The sequence below is a fragment of the Clostridium sp. Marseille-P2415 genome (assembly GCF_900155545.1).
Classification (GTDB): domain Bacteria; phylum Bacillota; class Clostridia; order Lachnospirales; family Lachnospiraceae; genus Lacrimispora.
Map to the genome: position 1 here is coordinate 3,406,754 of NZ_LT732526.1, position 18,521 is coordinate 3,425,274.

The 18,521-nt window shown below is 49.4% G+C and carries 15 protein-coding genes; 3 read left to right on the forward strand and 12 right to left on the reverse strand.

The genetic code is table 11. The features are described from left to right. Positions 1 to 184: 184 nt before the first annotated feature. From BQ9856_RS20535 to BQ9856_RS20575, 9 genes are all read right to left on the reverse strand, one after another. Positions 185 to 1,375 (reverse strand): acetate/propionate family kinase, encoded by a 1,191-nt coding sequence (locus tag BQ9856_RS20535; RefSeq protein ID WP_077612665.1) that lies wholly within the window; start codon positions 1,373 to 1,375, stop codon positions 185 to 187. Between the two features lie 568 nt (positions 1,376 to 1,943). After that, positions 1,944 to 2,843 (reverse strand): fumarylacetoacetate hydrolase family protein, encoded by a 900-nt coding sequence (locus BQ9856_RS20540; protein ID WP_077612666.1) that lies wholly within the window; start codon positions 2,841 to 2,843, stop codon positions 1,944 to 1,946. A gap of 12 nt (positions 2,844 to 2,855) precedes the next feature. Then, complete coding sequence (locus BQ9856_RS20545) at positions 2,856 to 3,416, reverse strand: glycerol-3-phosphate responsive antiterminator (protein WP_077612667.1); 561 nt, start codon at positions 3,414 to 3,416, stop codon at positions 2,856 to 2,858. Between the two features lie 95 nt (positions 3,417 to 3,511). Then, a complete protein-coding gene (locus BQ9856_RS20550; protein ID WP_077612668.1) occupies positions 3,512 to 4,336 on the reverse strand; it encodes a glycerophosphodiester phosphodiesterase in 825 nt (274 codons plus the stop codon). A gap of 179 nt (positions 4,337 to 4,515) precedes the next feature. Beyond that, positions 4,516 to 4,878, reverse strand: coding sequence for a DUF1667 domain-containing protein (locus BQ9856_RS20555; RefSeq protein WP_077612669.1), 363 nt, complete (start codon positions 4,876 to 4,878; stop codon positions 4,516 to 4,518). Between the two features lies 1 nt (position 4,879). Then, positions 4,880 to 6,145, reverse strand: a complete 1,266-nt coding sequence (locus BQ9856_RS20560) for an NAD(P)/FAD-dependent oxidoreductase (RefSeq protein WP_077612670.1) — start codon at positions 6,143 to 6,145, stop codon at positions 4,880 to 4,882. A gap of 13 nt (positions 6,146 to 6,158) precedes the next feature. After that, positions 6,159 to 7,592, reverse strand: a complete 1,434-nt coding sequence (locus tag BQ9856_RS20565; RefSeq protein ID WP_442855602.1) for an NAD(P)/FAD-dependent oxidoreductase — start codon at positions 7,590 to 7,592, stop codon at positions 6,159 to 6,161. Positions 7,593 to 7,770: 178 nt separating this feature from the next. Continuing rightward, on the reverse strand, positions 7,771 to 9,273 hold the full coding sequence (glpK, locus tag BQ9856_RS20570) for a glycerol kinase GlpK (RefSeq protein ID WP_077612671.1): 1,503 nt from the start codon (positions 9,271 to 9,273) through the stop codon (positions 7,771 to 7,773). Positions 9,274 to 9,473: 200 nt separating this feature from the next. Further along, positions 9,474 to 12,080, reverse strand: coding sequence for a cation-translocating P-type ATPase (locus BQ9856_RS20575; RefSeq protein ID WP_077612672.1), 2,607 nt, complete (start codon positions 12,078 to 12,080; stop codon positions 9,474 to 9,476). 195 nt (positions 12,081 to 12,275) lie between these two features. Here BQ9856_RS20575 and BQ9856_RS20580 point away from each other — a divergent pair, with 195 nt between their 5' ends. Further along, positions 12,276 to 12,758, forward strand: coding sequence for an S-ribosylhomocysteine lyase (locus tag BQ9856_RS20580; protein WP_077613479.1), 483 nt, complete (start codon positions 12,276 to 12,278; stop codon positions 12,756 to 12,758). On the opposite strand, the gene BQ9856_RS20585 is transcribed toward BQ9856_RS20580, so the two are convergent. The 3 genes from BQ9856_RS20585 to BQ9856_RS20595 are packed head-to-tail and all read right to left on the reverse strand — an operon-like array spanning position 12,755 to position 15,949. Continuing rightward, positions 12,755 to 14,539 carry a carbohydrate-binding domain-containing protein gene (locus BQ9856_RS20585; protein WP_077612673.1) on the reverse strand — a complete coding sequence of 595 codons (1,785 nt, stop codon included), beginning with the start codon at positions 14,537 to 14,539 and terminating at the stop codon, positions 12,755 to 12,757. The genes BQ9856_RS20580 and BQ9856_RS20585 overlap by 4 nt on opposite strands. Further along, positions 14,539 to 15,228: a DUF4956 domain-containing protein gene (locus tag BQ9856_RS20590; protein ID WP_077612674.1), complete on the reverse strand. Its 690-nt coding sequence runs from the start codon at positions 15,226 to 15,228 to the stop codon at positions 14,539 to 14,541. Before BQ9856_RS20590 ends, BQ9856_RS20585 begins: the two co-directional genes overlap by 1 nt. After that, a complete protein-coding gene (locus BQ9856_RS20595) occupies positions 15,221 to 15,949 on the reverse strand; it encodes a polyphosphate polymerase domain-containing protein (protein ID WP_077612675.1) in 729 nt (242 codons plus the stop codon). The genes BQ9856_RS20590 and BQ9856_RS20595 overlap by 8 nt, the downstream gene beginning before the upstream one ends. 230 nt (positions 15,950 to 16,179) lie before the next feature. On the opposite strand from BQ9856_RS20595, the gene BQ9856_RS20600 reads away from it, so the two are divergent. Both BQ9856_RS20600 and cooS read left to right on the forward strand, forming a co-directional pair. Next, positions 16,180 to 16,581, forward strand: coding sequence for an RrF2 family transcriptional regulator (locus BQ9856_RS20600; RefSeq protein WP_077612676.1), 402 nt, complete (start codon positions 16,180 to 16,182; stop codon positions 16,579 to 16,581). Positions 16,582 to 16,634: 53 nt separating this feature from the next. Continuing rightward, positions 16,635 to 18,518, forward strand: a complete 1,884-nt coding sequence (gene cooS / locus BQ9856_RS20605) for an anaerobic carbon-monoxide dehydrogenase catalytic subunit (RefSeq protein ID WP_077612677.1) — start codon at positions 16,635 to 16,637, stop codon at positions 18,516 to 18,518. The last annotated feature ends 3 nt before the right edge of the window (positions 18,519 to 18,521 follow it).

Sequence of the window (18,521 nt, forward strand, 5' to 3'; positions counted from 1 at the left end):
TTCCGGCAACCCCCGTATATCTGTCCCCCCTTCTTCTTATGCTCTGCAAAGTAAATTTTAACATTATCCATATCCATTACCCTTATCATATTCACACAGAAAAAGGGTAAATTTAAAACATAAAAAACTGCCGTACCGGTTGCAAAATCACCCGCACAGCAGTATTTAAAATTTTCGGTATGTATTACACCATGGCAAGTGTTTCCCTTGCAATGGCCAGTTCTTCATTGGTAGGAATAACAAGAACAGCAACCCTTGAATCAGGGGTTGATATAAGGACCTCCTGCCCGCACTTTGCATTGGCCTCATCATCGATCCCGATGCCTAAAAAGGAAACATGATCGCAGACTTTTTTTCTTGTCACCTTGTCATTCTCGCCAACACCGGCAGTAAAGACGATCGCATCCACACCGCCCATGGCTGCTGTGTAAGCGCCTATATACTTAGCGACGCGGTACGTAAATGAATCCAGAGCCGTTGCTGCCATCTTATTGCCGTTGCCGGCTGCATTCTCCAGATCACGAAAGTCACTGGACACACCGGACATGCCTAGTACACCGGATTTTTTATTCAGCACATCAAGCATTTCATCGATATTCATGTTTTCCTTGTGCATTAAAAACTGCATAACGCCGGGGTCCACATCTCCGCTCCTGGTACCCATGATCAGCCCTTCCAGCGGAGTAAGGCCCATACTTGTATCAACAGACTTCCCATTCAGGACAGCGGAGATACTGGAGCCGTTGCCCAGATGGCATACGATGGTCTTTAAGGAATCATATGGCTTTCCTAAAAATTCCGCAGCCCTTTTTGACACATAGCTGTGGCTGGTTCCATGGAAGCCATATCTTCTCACTTTATATTTCTCATAGTATTCATATGGAAGCCCGTACAGATAGGATTTATCCGGCATGGTCTGGTGAAATGCCGTATCAAACACAGCTACCATTGGAGTACCGGGCATAAGTTCCCGGCATGCGCGAATGCCGATCAGATTGGCCGGATTGTGAAGAGGTGCCAGGTCGCTGCAATCCTCAATGGCCTTGATGGCTTCCTCTGTGATCAGGGTAGATGCGGTAAATGTCTCGCCGCCGTGAGCCACCCTGTGCCCTACCGCACCAACTTCATCAAGGCTCTTGATAACACCGGTATTCTCATTGGTCAGGGCATCCAGAACCTTCCGGATCGCCTGTGTATGCGTAGGCATCGGGAAAAATGCCACCTCTTTCTCACCGCTGCCCGGCTGGTAGGTGATCTTGCTTCCGTCAATACCGATTCTTTCACAGATACCCTTTGCAAGAACTTCTTCCGAATCAGAATGAATCAACTGGTACTTTAACGAAGAACTTCCACAGTTAATTACTAATATATACATCAATACATCCTCCTACAAGCTTGTTTATTCTGTCTGTGCCTTTCAGATAATATATTATATCATCGGCGGGGCTTAAATAACGCGTATGATACAGACAGGAAATCTGTAAAATACATACCAGTTTACGTAATCAACCCGTTGAAAGTCTGGAAAAATGTTATGGATAACCTGTGGAATTCTCTTTGTGTTGTCTGCTTAAAGTTATAGTTTCACTGGAATGGGATATTGATAATTTTAATAATTAAAGATAAACCATTGAAACGTTATTCAAGATATGATATATTAGAATTACAAAAGAGCAACCGCCACACAAGGTGGAAGCTTCCAGTTAAAGCAAAATGTCTTAATGGACACCGCCTATCCTGTTGCTGCAGGGTAGGCTATTTTTTTCCTATGTAAGTTAGCAGTGCAATCAGGAACGTACCGCATTGCTAACCTGCATAGATAGGCACAATAAGCGAAAACAAAAATATACCTACCCTGTCAGCCAACAGGATAGGCGGTGTCTGTAAAAACTTTTAATAATCACTGAGAGCTTCCACCTTGTGAACGCCCGCTCTTTTTTATATTACACAACCTTATTCTTAATGGTCCCGATCCCCTCGATCCGGCATTCCACCTCATCTCCGGCGGCCAGGAACTTCGGCGGCTCAAAGCCCATTCCTACCCCTTTTGGAGTCCCGGTGGAAATAATGGTTCCTGCCCGGAGCGTCATACCCGTTGACAGCTCGCTGACGATATGGTCAATGTTAAATATCATCAAACGGGTATTGCTGTCCTGTCTCAGTTCTCCATTCACCCTGGACTGGATGGAGAGCTCCGGCGGATAGGAAACGGCATTGGCGGTAAGGATGCAGGGCCCCATAGGCGTAAATCCATCAAGGCTCTTTCCAAAATACCACTGCTTATGCGCATTCTGTACATTCCGTGCACTGACATCATTGATGATGGTATAACCGAAAATATAATCCTTTACATGTTCCGGTGCCACATCTTTGGCGTCCTTTCCGATGACAACCGCCAGCTCCGCCTCATAATCCAGACTGTCCACCATATCACTGTGGCTTAGTATCTCTCCGTACGGATCCACTGCCTGGTTCACTCTTTTGGAGAAATAGACCGCATTGGGACGCTTTCCGTCAAATTCCTCTTTTTTAAAACGGGCGGACTCGGCGGCATGTTCCATGTAATTAAGCCCCAGACAGATAATATCCTGTTCCGGTACCGGGACCGGTGCCAGAAGCTTTACCTCCGACATCATAGCAGCTCCCACAACGTTGCTGTTATAAGGATCCAGACCGGAAGCATGTTCCAGTAAATCAAGCTCTGAATGGCTTAAGCCCTTTACAACCTCCAGCATCTCCTTATATTCCATACCAAATGCCCTGAGAGGAAAGACCCATGTCTCGTCTCTGCTCACTACCCCAATATCTTTTCTCCGGTCAACCTCGTATGTTACTAATTTCATAGCATCCTCCTTTTACATGAACCATAACTCTTCCTTCGTGGTAGAGATTGCATCCGCACCTGCGGAAAAGGCTGCCATGATATCCTTTTTGTCTGATATCAGTCCGCCTGCAATAATGGGAATATCCGTATAAGCCCGAATCTCCTTCAATACCTTGGGCATGACCCCCGGCATGATCTCAACCAGATCCGGATGAAACGTGTCAATCTGTTTTTTTGTCGTACTCATGGCAAGGGAATCAATAATAAAGGTCCTCTGCACCCCAAATAACCCCAATTCAACCGCTCTTTTCACAAGAAGAGGCTTTGTGCTGATAATCCCATCCGCATAAGTGTTCTGTTTCATAAAGTCCACAACGATTTCCCTGGAGCTCAAGCCCTGAGCCAGATCCGCATGAACGATGGCATATTTCCCATGTTCCTTTATCTGACGTACAATACTGCCGATATTACAGATATTGCCATACAGGATAAATACTACCTGGCATTCTGATTCAAAGCATCGCTTCAATCCATTCTCATCCTTAACCGCTGCAATCACCGGTGATGCCTCCAGTAGTTCAATCGCCTTCATTAATATTCCTCCGCCCCCACAAAATATGGATCTCGTTCTACTTTATCAAGCCTTTTACCCACCGTCAAGGCAATTTTTTCCCTTTCTTCATTTTCTTATGAAAGTAAAGCGTTTTTGCCTTCAATCCAACGCATGCAGTCTTCCGGGAAGTTGGTGATGACTCCTTCGCAGCCCCATTCATAAATCCGTTCCAAAGCAGGCATGTCATTGACCGTCCATACATTCACTTTGATCCCGTATTCCCTGCAATTTGCCACATGCTCTTTTGTAAGCCCTTCTACGCCCGGATGATAGCATTCGAAATGATACCGGTCACAGTAATATCCGGCATTTCCAAGCCCTCTGTGGTCAAGCAGCGCGCCGCACTCCATTTCAGGCGCCAGTTCCTTTAGACGGATCAGGGATACATGATTAAAGGAAGAAAAAATAACCTTTTTCTCAAGCCCGTATTTACGGACCAGCTCCAGGGTCTTTTCTTCCAGGCCTTCATAATAATATACACCTGTCTTGATTTCCACGTTTGTAATAAGTTCCTGATCCCTGGCCCAGATGCAGTATTCCTCAAAAGCAGGAATCGGCTGAAAACCATATTTGTATACTAATGAATCAAGCGGATATGCTTGCATATCCAGTTGATTCACAAACTCAAGGTTGAAAGATGTTTTTCTTTCAACCTTATCACCGCAGATTGCTCCTGCGTGATAAGTCTTCAGCTCCTCATAGGTAAAATCCTTTACAAATCCGGTTCCATCCGTGGTGCGGTCAATCCTTTCATCGTGGATCACCACCACGGTTCCATCCTTTGTAAGCTGTACATCAAGTTCGATCCCGTCACAGCCTGTCTCAGCTGCTTTCTTAAAAGCAAGCATGGTATTTTCCGGATACTTTCCGCTGTAACCTCTGTGAGCAAAAACTTTCATGGCTATCCCTCTTTTCTTTATAAATGGCTCCTGATCTTTTCTAAAGTATAACATTTCCTTTTGAAATATTCCACACGTTCCCCTTCATTTTATGCCAAACAGCCTCGTGCAGCCGCAGCCCGCCCGGCAGTAATCCGGACGGCTTTCGGCAATTACGAGGCTGTTCTTCCATAACAATTCTATACTTTTTTTATATTCCTGGTTGCAACGACGGGTACACCGGTTCCTGCGCAGTCGGGGATAATGACATCTCCAATGGATACCGGAGCAGAAACCCTTGCTTTCCGGATTTCCTCCATGCAGGCGAAAATCCTGTTCTTCGGTATATCCTGCTTGGTTTTTACCGACACCATTTCCATGTCACCGCCGGTTACATGGACGGAAGAAGTTACCACCCTGGTAGGGTTTAAGACCTCTTTTTTCCCATATTCGGCACCACGGCCGCAGGAATTTCCGGTCACTTCGATCCGGTCTCCATTCAGGCGCACCGTTAACGGACAGCCCAGGGGACAGCAGATGCAGGTCAATTCTTTTACTTCCATGTTATTCCACCTCCGTACAGACAACGATTCTTTTCAGATCCGGATATTCCTTAAAGCTGTCTTTCTTTAAGACCACCTGCTCCATCTCCCCGGGCGCCAGCACTTTTTTCTTTTTGCGGGATATCCGTACATTATCATAATAAACACTGATGTACCGGTCCCTGTATACGTCTGCCACACGGAAACGCACCGTCACCTTATCCTGCATGTTCTCCACATCAAGCGTCTGGGGAACCGTATAGCGGATTCCGTTTTCGGCCTTTAATTCCACGGTATGAGCTGTCTTTTTCTCTGTGTCCGCCTTCACATAGGCGGCGGCATTGGCACCGGCCAGGGCAGCCTCCTCGGATACATAATCAACCAGATCGTGAACGTGAAGCACGTTGCCGCAGGCAAATATACCTTCTGTACTGGTTTCCAGCCGGTCGCCTACCACAGGTCCTGAGGTGATCTGGTCCATGACAACGCCTGCACCTTTTGACAGTTCATTTTCCGGGATCAGGCCCACGGAAAGAAGAAGGGTATCGCAGCTGTAATGTTCCTCTGTGCCTTTTATGGGCCTCCGGTTTTCGTCAACCTGAGCCAGCGTGATTCCGGTTATCCGCTCCTTTCCTTCAATGTCCACTACCGTGTGGCTGAGCTTTAACGGAATTCCGTAATCATCCAGGCATTGTACGATATTTCTCTTTAAACCGCCGGAATAAGGCATCAGCTCTGCAACCACCTTCACTTCGGAACCTTCCAGAGTCAATCGTCTGGCCATGATAAGTCCGATGTCGCCGGAACCTAAGATCACCACTTCTTTTCCTACGTGGAATCCTTCGATATTCATGAATCTCTGGGCAGTCCCTGCAGAATAGATTCCTGCCGGACGGAAGCCGGGTATGTTAAGGGCTCCCCGGGGACGTTCCCTGCAGCCCATGGCCAGAATGATGGATCTGGCCTTTATAACTGTTAAGCCGTCCTCCCGGTTTATGACCGTCACTTCTTTGTTCTTACTGATATCAAGGACCATGGTGTTTAATAGATACGGGATCTTCCTCTCTTCTGCCATCCCGATGTAACGGGCCGCGTATTCCGGCCCTGTTAACTCCTCTTTAAACGTATGCAGGCCAAAACCATTGTGAATGCACTGATTTAAGATCCCGCCCAGGGAAGCCTCTCTTTCCAGAATCATTATGTCCGTTATGCCGGCTTCTCTGGCCGCCACTGCTGCAGCGAGACCTGCCGGTCCTCCGCCGATTATTACAATATCATGCTCTGTCATGTCGCCCACCTCCCTATTTATGACCGGCCAGCAGATTGGAACCGGCCCTGTTCTTACAGATATCTTCCATCTTCCTGTTCGTCTCCCTCGCCAGGATCTCCATGGTTCTTGGAGTACAGAAGCCTGCCTGGCACCGGCCCATGCCGGCGCGCACGCGGCGCTTGATTCCGTCTAAGGAAACTGCTCCCAGGGTACGGGTGATGGCATCTACGATTTCTCCTTCGCTGACTTCCTCACAGCGGCAGATTATGGTGCCGTACTGAGGATTCTTCTCAATGAGCTCTGCCCGCTCCCTAAGGTTCAGTTTCCGCGGATCTACAATTCCCTTACGGGTTCCGGTAAAATGATCCTTCCTTTTGGCATGGGCCTTTTTGGCAACCAGACCGGCAACATATACCCCAATGGCAGGCGCGCTTGTAAGTCCCGGAGATTCAATACCGGCCGCATCAAAGAATCCCTCCGCATCCGAGACCTCTCCCACAATAAAGTCATCGCCATCCTCATGGGAACGAAGACCGGAAAAGGAAGTGATAACCTGGCGGAACGGGATGTTCTTTACTCCCCAGGCAGCCTTCTCCATGATGTCCGACAGTTCCCCTGCCGTTGTCCTGGTCTCCTCTTTGTCCTTCACGTCGGTTGCCGTGGGACCGGTTAATAAGTTACCGTGTACCGTAGGAGTTACCAGGACACCTTTTCCCATCTTGCCGGGAAGCTGGAAAATGGTATGGGCCACGTGGGCTCCCGCTTCTTTATCAAGCAGTAAATAATCCCCTTTTCTTGCTGTGATGTGCAGCTTCTTTTCGCTTACCATGTTATGGAATCCATCCGCATAAACACCCGCCGCATTGATCACATATGCCGCATGGATCATACGGTCTTCCAGCCTTAAATCATATCCGCTTTGAACCTTTAAAATCTCTTTTACTTCGGAATTAAATAGGAAGTCCACGCCATTGTCACAGGCATTTTCCGCCAGCGCAATGGTCAGTCCGAACGGACATACAATACCGCCGGTCGGCGCATAAAGAGCCGCTATTGCCGCTTCGGTCACATTCGGTTCCATGGTCCTCACTTCATCTCCGGAGAGAATGGATAAGCCGGGGACGCCGTTTTTCACTCCTCTTTCATAGAGCGCCTTTAAAGCGGGAATATCTTCCTCTGAAAAACAAAGGATCAGAGATCCGTTTCGAATAAATGAAAAATCAAGTTCTTCCGCCAGTTCTTCCATCATACGGTTGCCTTCTACATTAAATTTCGCTTTTAAAGATCCAGGCACCGCGTCATGGCCCGCATGGACAATGGCGCTGTTGGACTTTGATGTACCGGAACAGACATCCTCCTCCCGCTCAATGACACAGATGTTAAGATCATAGCGCGACAGCTCCCTTGCAATTGCACAGCCGATTACGCCGCCGCCGATGACCGCTGCATCGTAATTCATTTCCATCATATTTTTCTCCTCCATATCCGTCATGGTTACCTTTAAAATAACAGAAAAAAGAGTAAGGGAAATATACGGATTCCTCCGCAATATTACCCTTACTCTTTTTCTCAAAGGTTTTCTATTTAACTGATTTCATGCTAGCACAGTTCCTGTGTGATTGTCAAGATTTTTCTGCCGGTTTTTAAAGCCCGGCGTCTTCTGACCAGCAGAGGGCACATTTCACTGCCTTCTTCCAGCCTTGGATGAGCTTTTTCCGGCTGTCCTCCTCCATCTGGCTTTCAAATGCTCTGGACACCTTCCAGTTTTTCTTTATCTCATCCTTATTCCTCCAATACCCCACTGCAAGTCCTGCCAGATATGCAGCGCCCAGAGCGGTCGTCTCTATGCATTCCGGCCTCACGATCCGGGCATTTAAGACATCGGACTGGAACTGCATGAGGAAGTTGTTGGCGCAGGCGCCTCCGTCCACCTTTAGCTGTTTTAAATGAATGCCGGAGTCCTGCCCCATGGCTTCGATCAGGTCATAGACCTGATAAGCCATGGACTCCACCGCAGCGCGGATAAACTGCTCCTTACTGGTTCCCCTTGTTACCCCGACAATGGTTCCCCTCGCATACTGGTCCCAATAAGGCGCGCCCAGCCCTGCAAAGGCCGGAACCATATAGACGCCGCCTGTATCTTCTGCCGCGGCACAGTATTCCTCCGTCTGAGGAGCGGACCGCACCATGCGCATTTCATCCCGGAGCCACTGCACGGCAGCGCCTGCCACAAATACGCTTCCTTCCAGGGCATACTGTATGTTCTCCTGGTCGCCGGCCGCTATGGTGGTCAAAAGCCCATGCTCCGACTTCACCGCCTTATCTCCGGTGTTCATAAGGAGAAAGCAGCCGGTTCCATAGGTGTTCTTCACCTCTCCTGCTTCAAAGCAGCACTGGCCGAACAGTGCCGCCTGCTGGTCTCCTGCCGCCCCTGCAATGGGGATCTTCCCGCCCATTACATCAGAAGATGTATAGCCGTAGATACAGCTTGACGGTTTCACATCAGGAAGCATGCATCTGGGTATTCGGAAATAGTTTAAAATGTCCTCATCCCAGCATTTTTTATGAATATCAAAGAGCATGGTTCTGGACGCATTGGTATAATCCGTCACGTGAATACAGCCTTTTGTCAGGTTCCAGATGAGCCATGTGTCCACCGTTCCGAACAGTAAGTCCCCCCGTTCCGCCCGTTCTCTCGCGCCTTCCGCATGGTCTAAGATCCACTCGATCTTGCTTCCCGAAAAGTAAGCATCCGGGATGAGACCGGTCCTTTCGATGATCCGGTCCTCCAGTCCATCCTCCTTCAGCTTTTCAATCCGGTCTGCGGTCCTGCGGCACTGCCATACGATGGCATTATAAACCGGCTCCCCGGTTTCCTTGTCCCAGATAATGGTGGTTTCCCTCTGGTTTGTAATTCCAATAGCAGCAATATCGCTGTAATGCGCCCCGATTTTCCCCATGGCCTCCATGGTCACGGAAAGCTGTGAGGACCAGATCTCCATGGGATCATGCTCCACCCAGCCCGGTTTTGGAAAAATCTGAGTAAACTCCTTCTGTGCTACACTGCAGATGGTCCCCTGTTCATCAAACAGGATGCACCTGGAACTCGTCGTGCCCTGATCTAAGGCAATGACATATCTTCCCATAATTTCTTCCCCTTCCAGTAATCGCCCTTGATTCCCCGCTGCTTGTTAAATATTTCTCAAGGGATAAAGAAAGAGCCTCGTAAATGAACGGTTTCCCGCACTCATCACCTGGCTCTGTCATCTCTTAGGCTATCTATTTTTGTATACTTTATAGTACCATGATGCATAAGGTATGTCAAGATTTCGAAGGGATTATTTTCTCAATGGAGGCTCTCTCTCACCGTCTTAAATGCCTGGATCGCGAGTGTCGGAACGAATGCAAAAATAAATATGGTGACAAACTGCCTTGCCGTTAAATCCGCCACATAAAAAAAGGTATGAAGCCCCGGTATGAACAGCACTGCCCCCAGAAGAACCGCTCCGGCCTCAAAGGCCATAATACTCCATAAATTGCTTCGAAGGCCGATCTTTAATATGGAGTGGCTGCTCCGGCAATTAAAGCCATGAAACAGTCTTGCCAGAGTCAGGGTGGAAAACGCCATGGTGCTGGCTGCCTGCTCGCTCCCCGTAACCAGGCCGGTGTGATAGGAGGTCATGGTGCATGCGGCGATCAGAGCACCCTGAAGAAGAATCTGAAGGACAAAACGCTTTGTTAATATCCCTTCTTTGGGGTTTCTGGGCTTTTGCGCCAGGAGGTCGGCTTCCGCCTTTTCCATGCCGATGGCAATGGCCGGCAGGGAATCGGTCAGGAGGTTGATAAACAGCAGATGTACCGGCGCAAACGGGGTTGGAAGGGCCCGGAAGGACGTATACAATACACACAGGATCCCTGCCATATTCCCGGACAAAAGAAATTTAATGGCATTCCGGATATTCCGGTAAACGTTACGGCCGTTGGCTACTGCTTTGATGATGGTTGCAAAGTTATCATCCGTAAGAATCATGGCAGATGCATCCTTTGACACTTCTGTCCCCATTTTCCCCATGGCGACACCGATATCGGCCTGTTTTAAGGCCGGAGCATCGTTAACGCCGTCCCCGGTCATGGCCACAATATGGCCCTTTTTCTGCCAGGAACGCACGATCCGGATCTTGTGCTCCGGCGAAACCCGGGCATAGACGCTGATGCGCTCCAGCCTGTGGCCCAGCTCTTCTTCCGGCATATCGTCAAGCTCCGGCCCGCTGACCGCTAAGTCCCCCTCGCCCAGGATGCCGATCTTCTCCGCTATGGAAGAGGCTGTGATTTTATGGTCCCCTGTTATCATGACCGTCCGTATCCCCGCTCTGCGGGCGTTTAGGACCGCGTTTCTTGACTCCGGGCGGGGAGGGTCCATCATGGCGATCATTCCGAGGAAGGTATACCCGGATTCCGACCTCTCCGTCAGTTCTTCATCCTCCTTCAAGTCCCGGCACGCAAAGGTGAGGACGCGAAGGCCCTGCCTGGAAAACTCCATGTTCTGTTCCATCATGGCCTGCCGGTCCCCATCCCTTACAGCCCGGATCCCTTCTCCGGTCCAGACATGGGTAATCCTTGGAAGCAGCACATCCACCGCTCCCTTGGTAAACAGGAGCCGCTTTCCTTCGATCCGGTGCAGGGTGCTCATAAGCTTTCGTTTTGAATCAAAAGGAAGCTCTCCGACCCTGGGATAGTATGACTTCATGGCATCCTCTTCCAGACCGGACCGCTCTGCCATCTGGACCAGCGCGGCTTCCGTTGGGTCCCCCATAAGCTTTCCTTCCACATAGGCGGAGTCATTATTTAAAACAGCATCATACAATAGATATTTATGTACTGGAATCTCCGGATTTAAAAGCTCCGGGGGATACAGGCGGTTGTTAACATAAACCTGCTGTACGGTCATCCGGTTCTGGGTAAGGGTCCCCGTCTTATCGGAACAGATGACCGAGACACAGCCAAGGCTCTCAACAGCCTTCAAATCCTTTATGATCGCGTTTTCCCCTGCCATTTTCTGTGTGCCCATGGCCTGCACAATGGTGACAATGGAGCTTAATGCCTCGGGAATCGCGGCAACTGCCAGCGCCACGGCAAACATCAGAGAATCCAAAACCGGCATCCGTCGGTAAATGCTGAGGCCGAAAACCACGGCACAGACAAAAAGGATCCCTGCTGCCAGCCTGCTTCCGAACTGATCCAGGCTCACCTGGAGAGGCGTCTTTTTTTCTCCCGCGTCATTCATCAGCGAAGCGATCCGGCCGATCTCCGTATTCATACCGGTCCCCGTTACCAGCACTTTTGCCCTTCCGGCTGCCACCAGAGAGCCGGAAAATACCATATTCACCTGCTCCGCCAAAGGTACCTTTTCTTCCTCGATTTTTCCGGTCCTTTTCTCCACATTGACCGACTCTCCGGTCAGAGAGCTTTCATTGACCAGAAGGGAATAATTTTCCAGAATCCGGCCATCCGCCGCCACCATATCCCCTGCTTCCAAAAGCAGGATATCTCCCGGTACGATTTGTGCAGACAGGATTTCCTGATTCCGGCCTTCCCGGATCACCTTTGCAACAGGTGCCGACAAAGCCATTAAGCTGTCCAGGGACTTTTCTGCCTTTTGATGCTCCACGGTTCCTAAAACTGCATTTAGCAGAAGCACTGCAAATATAACGGCCGTGCTTTCCACATCACCGGATATCATAGAGATAACCGCTGCTATAATCAGGATGATGACCAATAAATCTTTAAACTGGTCCAAAAATACCTGGAGAGCGCTTTTCCGTTCCGCCTTTTTAAGCATATTCGGACCATAGACCTGCCTGCGCCTCAGGATTTCTCTGGGATCCAGTCCATTCCGGCCCGCATTCAGCCGTACCAGGACCTCCTCCTCTGATAAACGAAACCATTCTTCCATGCTGACGCTCCTTCCCGTTTCTCCTACTATGGTATGAAGCGGGAATGGACTTTAATGAATGATTTTACTTTGCTGTTTCTGCCATTTATATCTATGTTGCCTATTGCACGGAACCGGATTTTTTATTATAATTTTTCCATGAGATGAGGAACCCGTAAACCGAAAGCAACCATGACAAGAAAGGACATGATAACAATGGAAAAAATCACGAGCTTTACCATCAACCATCTGAAACTTCTGCCTGGCATTTATGTCTCCCGTAAAGACCAGGCCGGGGACTCTGTCATCACCACATTTGACATCCGCATGACCCGCCCCAACTTCGAGCCGGTCATGAATACTGCGGAAATCCACACCATTGAGCATCTGGGAGCCACCTTCTTACGTAACCACGAATCCTATGCTTCCCGGGTTCTTTACTTCGGCCCCATGGGCTGCCGCACCGGCTTTTATCTGCTGCTGTCCGGCAATTACAAATCCAGGGACATTGTTCCGCTGATCACGGAGATGTACGAATTCATCCGGGATTTTGAAGGGGAGGTACCCGGTGCCGCTGCCAGGGACTGCGGGAATTATCTGGATATGAATTTAGGGATGGCAAAATACCTGGCCAGAAAATTCCTCGATTCCATACTGTATGGAATTGATGACGAGCATCTGATATATCCGGAGGATTAGCGGCCGGTTCCCGGTCCCATGCCGCCGGGACCTCCCTGCCCGGGGACAGAATTGGAGGTCACCACGGATTCCAGAGTCAGTTCTGCGCTTTCTGATCCCGCTGTAAGGGTGTAGATCCCGCTTTTCTGCAGCTCAGGGCAGCTTACCACCACGGAAGAATACCGTTTCTGCGGTGTCCAGCTGATCAGCACATTTCCGTCCTCGTCAGTAAGCGTTATGGCGTTTCCTGCTTCCTGTTCTCCGGTTAAGTTCTGCAAAATGGAATACTGGGAAGAGGAATCGCCAAACCCCTGGGCCATTCCGGAACTTCCTGCCGCAATCACCATGCCGCCGGTTATGATTCCGTCGCCGTTGTAGTCGATCGCGCTGTTTCCGCCGTTTACCGAACCGCTCACATAAACCGTTCCTCCGGATATAAACAGGCTTCCGTTGGAATCCAGTCCATCTCCTCCGGCGTCTACCGTAAGGGTGCCTCCGGTTATCTTTACATACGCATTGGCATCATTTTCCATGGAACCTCCGCCGCCCATTCCGCCCGGTCTGGGGCCGCCTTCCGAAGCTGTTTCCCCGTTCGTGCCTTCTTGCGGCTGCGGAATGTCTGTCCGGGTCCGGCCATCCTCAGTGCTGTTTCCCCTTTCAGGCATCTGGCCTTCCGGCGGCATGCCTTTTTGTCTGCCTTCCTGGCCGCCGTCCCGGGCATCCGGATCATTGGAGGAGTTTGGATTTGCGGCGTTTACCCCATCATCCTCGGCGGTAATGGAAATGTCGCCTCCGTTTATGGTAACGCGGCAGCCTTCAATCCCTTCATTGGATTTCTTTACCGACAGCGTTCCGCCATTTACCGTAACATCCTGGTCCCCATGGAACGCATCGTCACCGCTTTCCACGGTAAAAGTCCCGCCGTCGACCCGGATGCTTCCGCCGGCATGAAAGGCATCATCTTCCGATTTGACCGTAAAAACGCCCCCTGCCACATAAATATTGCCGAGTGTGGTATCATCCGCGTTGTCTGATTTTACAGCCTTTCCCTGAGCCGTTAAAAGGAAAGTCCCGTCAAGGATCTTTATCCCATCCTTTCCCGACAGGCACTGGGATACTGCATCAACTGTAATCGTCCCGCCTGTAACAGCCAGAGTATCCTTTGACACGATCCCATGCTTATAATCCGCATCAATCTCCAGATTTCCGCTTCCATTTACGGTTAAGTCGGCCTTGCTGAATATAACGCCATCCACCGTATTGTCATCCGTATCCGTATATTCCGCACCGCCGCTCAGCTTATTGGAACTCCCTTCTGCCAGGGTGATAAAAGCCTTATCCGCCTCTTTCACATAGATTGCCGCACTGGTTTCACAATGGATGTCTGCATCCTTTAACACGATTTGGACCTTATCCGTATCCGCCGCATCTACGATGATCCGGCCGTTTTCCAGCGTACCGGTTACGAGATAAGTCCCTTCCCCGCTTATGGTCACCGTGCTCCCGGAGACACTTACATTCTTTCCCTCTGCTTCTGCCTGGCTCCCATTCAAATTAATCCTGACCGCATCGCTTTCCGAATAGCTTCCGTCTTTGTCCCGGTCCGTAAATTCCGTATCCACGGCCGAAGTGGACTCCCCAGCCTGAGAATCAGTCGCCTTTTCCCCGCTCTCCGCAGCAGACGAAGATGTGCCGGTCTGGGAACTGCTCCGGCTCCCGCAGCCGGATGCTCCTGTCATGGCAAGCATGACCGCCATGAGTATGGCCGCAGTCCTGCCTTTTTTTAATTGTTTTCTGGTCATTACAACTCCTCCTTACCGATTACCGGTCTGCCGAAAAAGATTTCCAGATTGCCGTTGCGGCACCTTAGATCATTGATCATTTTTTTCTCTTCCCCGGTGTTTTTAAGCGCCACTTCATAATCCAGCTTATAAAGGCTTCCCATATTGGTGGTCTTTACCTGCTTTAAATCCCATTTCTTTAAATACTGTTTAAAAATTTCATCAAACACACTGGTGTAGTCCAGTGACTCGGGTATGGTGATGCGAAGCGCCCGGATCTCTGTTTTCTGCCGGCCAAACCGGCTGGAAGTAAGGAGAATGCCGGCTCCCCCTATAATTGCAACGAAGAGAACGGCGATTCCTATGTATCCCATTCCGGTGGCAAGTCCTACTGCCATGGCCTGAAAAATGCTGCTGATCTCCTCTGCCCTTCCCGGAACCGAACGGAAACGCACCAGGGAAAAAGCTCCCATGACCGCCACTCCGGCTCCCAGATTGCCGTTAACCAGCATGATCACCATCTGCACAATGGCAGGCATAAGGGCCAGTGTCACTACGAAGCCCTTGGTGTAGGTATTCCGGTACATGAACACCCCGGCGATGATCAGCCCCAGGACCACGGAAACGGCCATGCAGGCCAGATAGGTGCCCACCGAAAAAGTTGCAGTTGTATCCGCTGTTAAAATTGATTGAAACCATGTATTAGGCACAATTCTCTCCTCCTTTATTCTGTAATTTCATCTTAGTCTGCCTCTCATAGGCCCGGCCGTATTTGGAAAAGGAGGCCGGATAGATCCGAAGCTCATCCAGGATATGTCCAAGCCACACAGGCATGGCGCCCGCAATCTTGATTTCCATCAGGCACCAGCCCGTTTCCAGAAGGGGCTGCCCCCAGGAACCCTGATCCAGGCTTAATTCCTCATCTCTCCACAGGATATTCCCGTCAAGGGTTAGCCGAAGCGCTTCCTCTTCCACGCCGTACATGGCTGTCCGGTCATAAGAGATATACATAGCCGGAACCACCTGCTTATAATAATCCAGAAACCAGTCGATCTCATGGAGGACCTGGCTGTCTCTTTCCAGCCTTCCCCGGCGGTACAAATACTCCTCTGCTTCCGCCAGGCTCATGACCTCACGGCGTTTGTAAACAATTCCTTTGTATTTCTTCTTCAGTTCCAGAAATACAGATCCGTCTTCCTTCGGCATACCATAGCTTCTTAACCTGAGTTTCTCCTTATAAACCGGTTTTTCCAAAGATTCCCGGATCAGCCTGGAATCCGGGGTATCAAAATAAATGTTGCAGATGACAGACTTGCCGTACCGGTCTGTGACCATCTTCCCCTCCAGCTTTTTCTTAAGCTCCCGAACCTGTACCGGATCTAACAGATACTTTATTTCGAAACGCTCAAAAGTCATTTGATATCCGCTCATAAAAAGCCTCCTTACCTGTTTTTTTCTGTTTCTTTACCAGGATTATACAGAACTAACCTTAAAAAAACTTGAAATAATAAAGAGTTCACAGTTCTTTCACACCCCGCCGGAGTATATGTCAAAGCGGATATCCGCAATCCGCTTCGCTGCTTGACAAGGTCAAATTATTTTAATGATAAATCTTGACCAATTAAGTTCAGTATGCTAATCTTATGACATGGAGGTGTTACATGCTGATTACCAGAGAATGCGACTATGCAATACGAATCATAAGAGCACTGGCCTCCGGCGAAATTGCAAACATTCAAACGATTTGTGAGCAGGAGCAGATAACCTCTGCCATCGCCTACAAAATCGCAAGGAAGCTGGAAAAAGCGGGATTTATTAAAAGTTACCGCGGTAGTACGGGCGGCTATGCTCTGAATTGTGATTTGGAAAACACAACCCTATACGATATCCTGACCGTCATAGATCCCAAGCTGCTGCTGATTGAATGCATGCAGTCCGGCTATGAATGTTCCGTCAATTCACCCAAAGCTCCCTGCCTTGTTCACCGGGAATTCTGCCGGATCCAGAATATACTGAACCAGGAGCTTAAGGAATGTTCTTTGGCAAAAATTCTGCATGGATAATTTTTTCATTTAATCTGGACTAAAATAGTATAGTATTAAAAGGAGGAAAAACAATGAACCAATGTTATGGGTGCAATACCTGCCAGAGTGCCGACAAGCCTTTGGAAAAATTTATTCTGTCATTACCAATGGAGACATCCCACCATCGTGTGGAGAAGCAGCGTACAAAATGCGGCTTTGGACTGCAGGGAGTCTGCTGCAGGCTCTGTGCCAACGGCCCCTGCCGCATCACACCTGATTCTCCCCGGGGAATCTGCGGTGCCAATGCAGACACCATTGTAACCAGAAACTTTTTAAGGGCTATTGCCTCAGGAAGCGGCTGTTACATACACATTGTGGAAAATACTGCCTTGAACTTAAAAAATACGGCTAAGGCCAGGGGAGAATTAAAGGGACTGGAATCCTTAAACCACCTGGCTGACCTCTTCGGCATTGAAGAGAGTGATGTCTATAAAAAAGCGGAAATGGTCGCGGATGCCGTATTAGCGGATTTATATAAGCCGGAATATGTTGAAATGGAGCTGACCGAAAAAGTCGCTTACGCTCCCCGTGTCAAACGCTGGAGGGAACTGGGCATCATGCCCGGCGGAGCCAAATCTGAAGTGTTCAAAGGCGTTGTTAAATGCTCCACCAACTTAAACTCCGATCCCCTTGACATGTTAGTAGACTGTCTGAAGCTGGGAATCTCTACCGGTATTTACGGCCTGACCCTGACAAATCTTCTTAATGATGTACTGCTTGGACAGCCAAAGCTTCGCATGGCTCCTGTCGGTCTCCGCGTCATTGACCCGGATTACATCAATATCATGATCACAGGCCATCAGCACACCATTTTTGTTGATTTACAGGAAAAACTCATTTCTCCGGAAGCCATTGCAAAGGCAAAGGCAGTTGGTGCCAGGGGATTTAAATTAGTGGGTTGTACCTGTGTGGGCCAGGATCTGCAGCTGAGAGGCGCTCATTATACCCAGGTCTTTGACGGCCATGCAGGAAATAACTATACCAGTGAAGCGATCCTGGCAACCGGTGCCATTGATGCCGTTCTTTCTGAATTCAACTGCACCCTGCCGGGAATTGAGCCGATTTGTGAGGAATTAAAGATCAAGCAGATCTGCCTGGACGATGTAGCCAAGAAGTCCAATGCCGAACTCATGAAATTTGATTTTGACCGCCGGGAAGAGCAGAGCAGCATAATTATCGATAAGGTGATCAAAGCCTATCGGGAACGGCGCGGTGCGGTTCCCATGAACCTTTTGCCGGAACACGGATATGACAATACCCTTACCGGTGTCAGCGAAGGTTCCTTAAAAGACTTCTTAGGCGGAAGTTTAAAGCCCCTCATTGATCTCATCATTTCCGGCGACATCAAGGGGATCGCAGGCGTGGTAGGCTGTTCCAACTTAACAGCCGGGGGGCATGACGTGCTGACGGTCGAGCTTACAAAAGAACTGATTGCAAAGGACATCATTGTGCTGACAGCCGGATGCTCTTCCGGCGGCATTGAAAACTGCGGTCTGATGACTCCGGAAGCAGCGGAATCAGCAGGGCCAAAGCTGAAAGAAGTCTGCAAGAAATTAGGCATCCCGCCGGTCCTCAATTTCGGTCCCTGTCTGGCAATCGGACGTCTGGAAATCGTGGCAACGGAAATTGCCGGGGAGCTTGGAATCGACCTGCCTCAGTTACCGCTGGTCCTTTCTGCCGCACAGTGGCTGGAGGAACAGGCCCTGGCAGACGGATGCTTTGGATTATCCCTTGGTTTGCCCCTCCATTTAGGCCTGCCTCCATTTGTGACCGGAAGCAAGGTTGCGGTTAAGGTGTTAACGGAAGGCATGAAGAATTTAACCGGCGGACAGGTAATTATCAATTCGGATGCAGTGGAAAGTGCCAATATACTGGAAAAGATCATTATGGAGAAACGCACTGGTCTTAATATATAGGAG

Bases quoted from the DNA above. Each gene is read 5' to 3' on its own strand.
- BQ9856_RS20535 (WP_077612665.1), bottom strand. From the start codon at position 1,375: ATGTATATATTAGTAATTAACTGTGGAAGTTCTTCGTTAAAGTACCAG.
- BQ9856_RS20540 (WP_077612666.1), bottom strand. From the start codon at position 2,843: ATGAAATTAGTAACATACGAGGTTGACCGGAGAAAAGATATTGGGGTA.
- BQ9856_RS20545 (WP_077612667.1), bottom strand. From the start codon at position 3,416: ATGAAGGCGATTGAACTACTGGAGGCATCACCGGTGATTGCAGCGGTT.
- BQ9856_RS20550 (WP_077612668.1), bottom strand. From the start codon at position 4,336: ATGAAAGTTTTTGCTCACAGAGGTTACAGCGGAAAGTATCCGGAAAAT.
- BQ9856_RS20555 (WP_077612669.1), bottom strand. From the start codon at position 4,878: ATGGAAGTAAAAGAATTGACCTGCATCTGCTGTCCCCTGGGCTGTCCG.
- BQ9856_RS20560 (WP_077612670.1), bottom strand. From the start codon at position 6,145: ATGACAGAGCATGATATTGTAATAATCGGCGGAGGACCGGCAGGTCTC.
- BQ9856_RS20565 (WP_442855602.1), bottom strand. From the start codon at position 7,592: ATGGAAATGAATTACGATGCAGCGGTCATCGGCGGCGGCGTAATCGGC.
- glpK (WP_077612671.1), bottom strand. From the start codon at position 9,273: ATGGGAAGATATGTCATTGCCTTAGATCAGGGCACGACGAGTTCCAGG.
- BQ9856_RS20575 (WP_077612672.1), bottom strand. From the start codon at position 12,080: ATGGAAGAATGGTTTCGTTTATCAGAGGAGGAGGTCCTGGTACGGCTG.
- BQ9856_RS20580 (WP_077613479.1), top strand. From the start codon at position 12,276: ATGGAAAAAATCACGAGCTTTACCATCAACCATCTGAAACTTCTGCCT.
- BQ9856_RS20585 (WP_077612673.1), bottom strand. From the start codon at position 14,539: ATGACCAGAAAACAATTAAAAAAAGGCAGGACTGCGGCCATACTCATG.
- BQ9856_RS20595 (WP_077612675.1), bottom strand. From the start codon at position 15,949: ATGAGCGGATATCAAATGACTTTTGAGCGTTTCGAAATAAAGTATCTG.
- BQ9856_RS20600 (WP_077612676.1), top strand. From the start codon at position 16,180: ATGCTGATTACCAGAGAATGCGACTATGCAATACGAATCATAAGAGCA.
- cooS (WP_077612677.1), top strand. From the start codon at position 16,635: ATGAACCAATGTTATGGGTGCAATACCTGCCAGAGTGCCGACAAGCCT.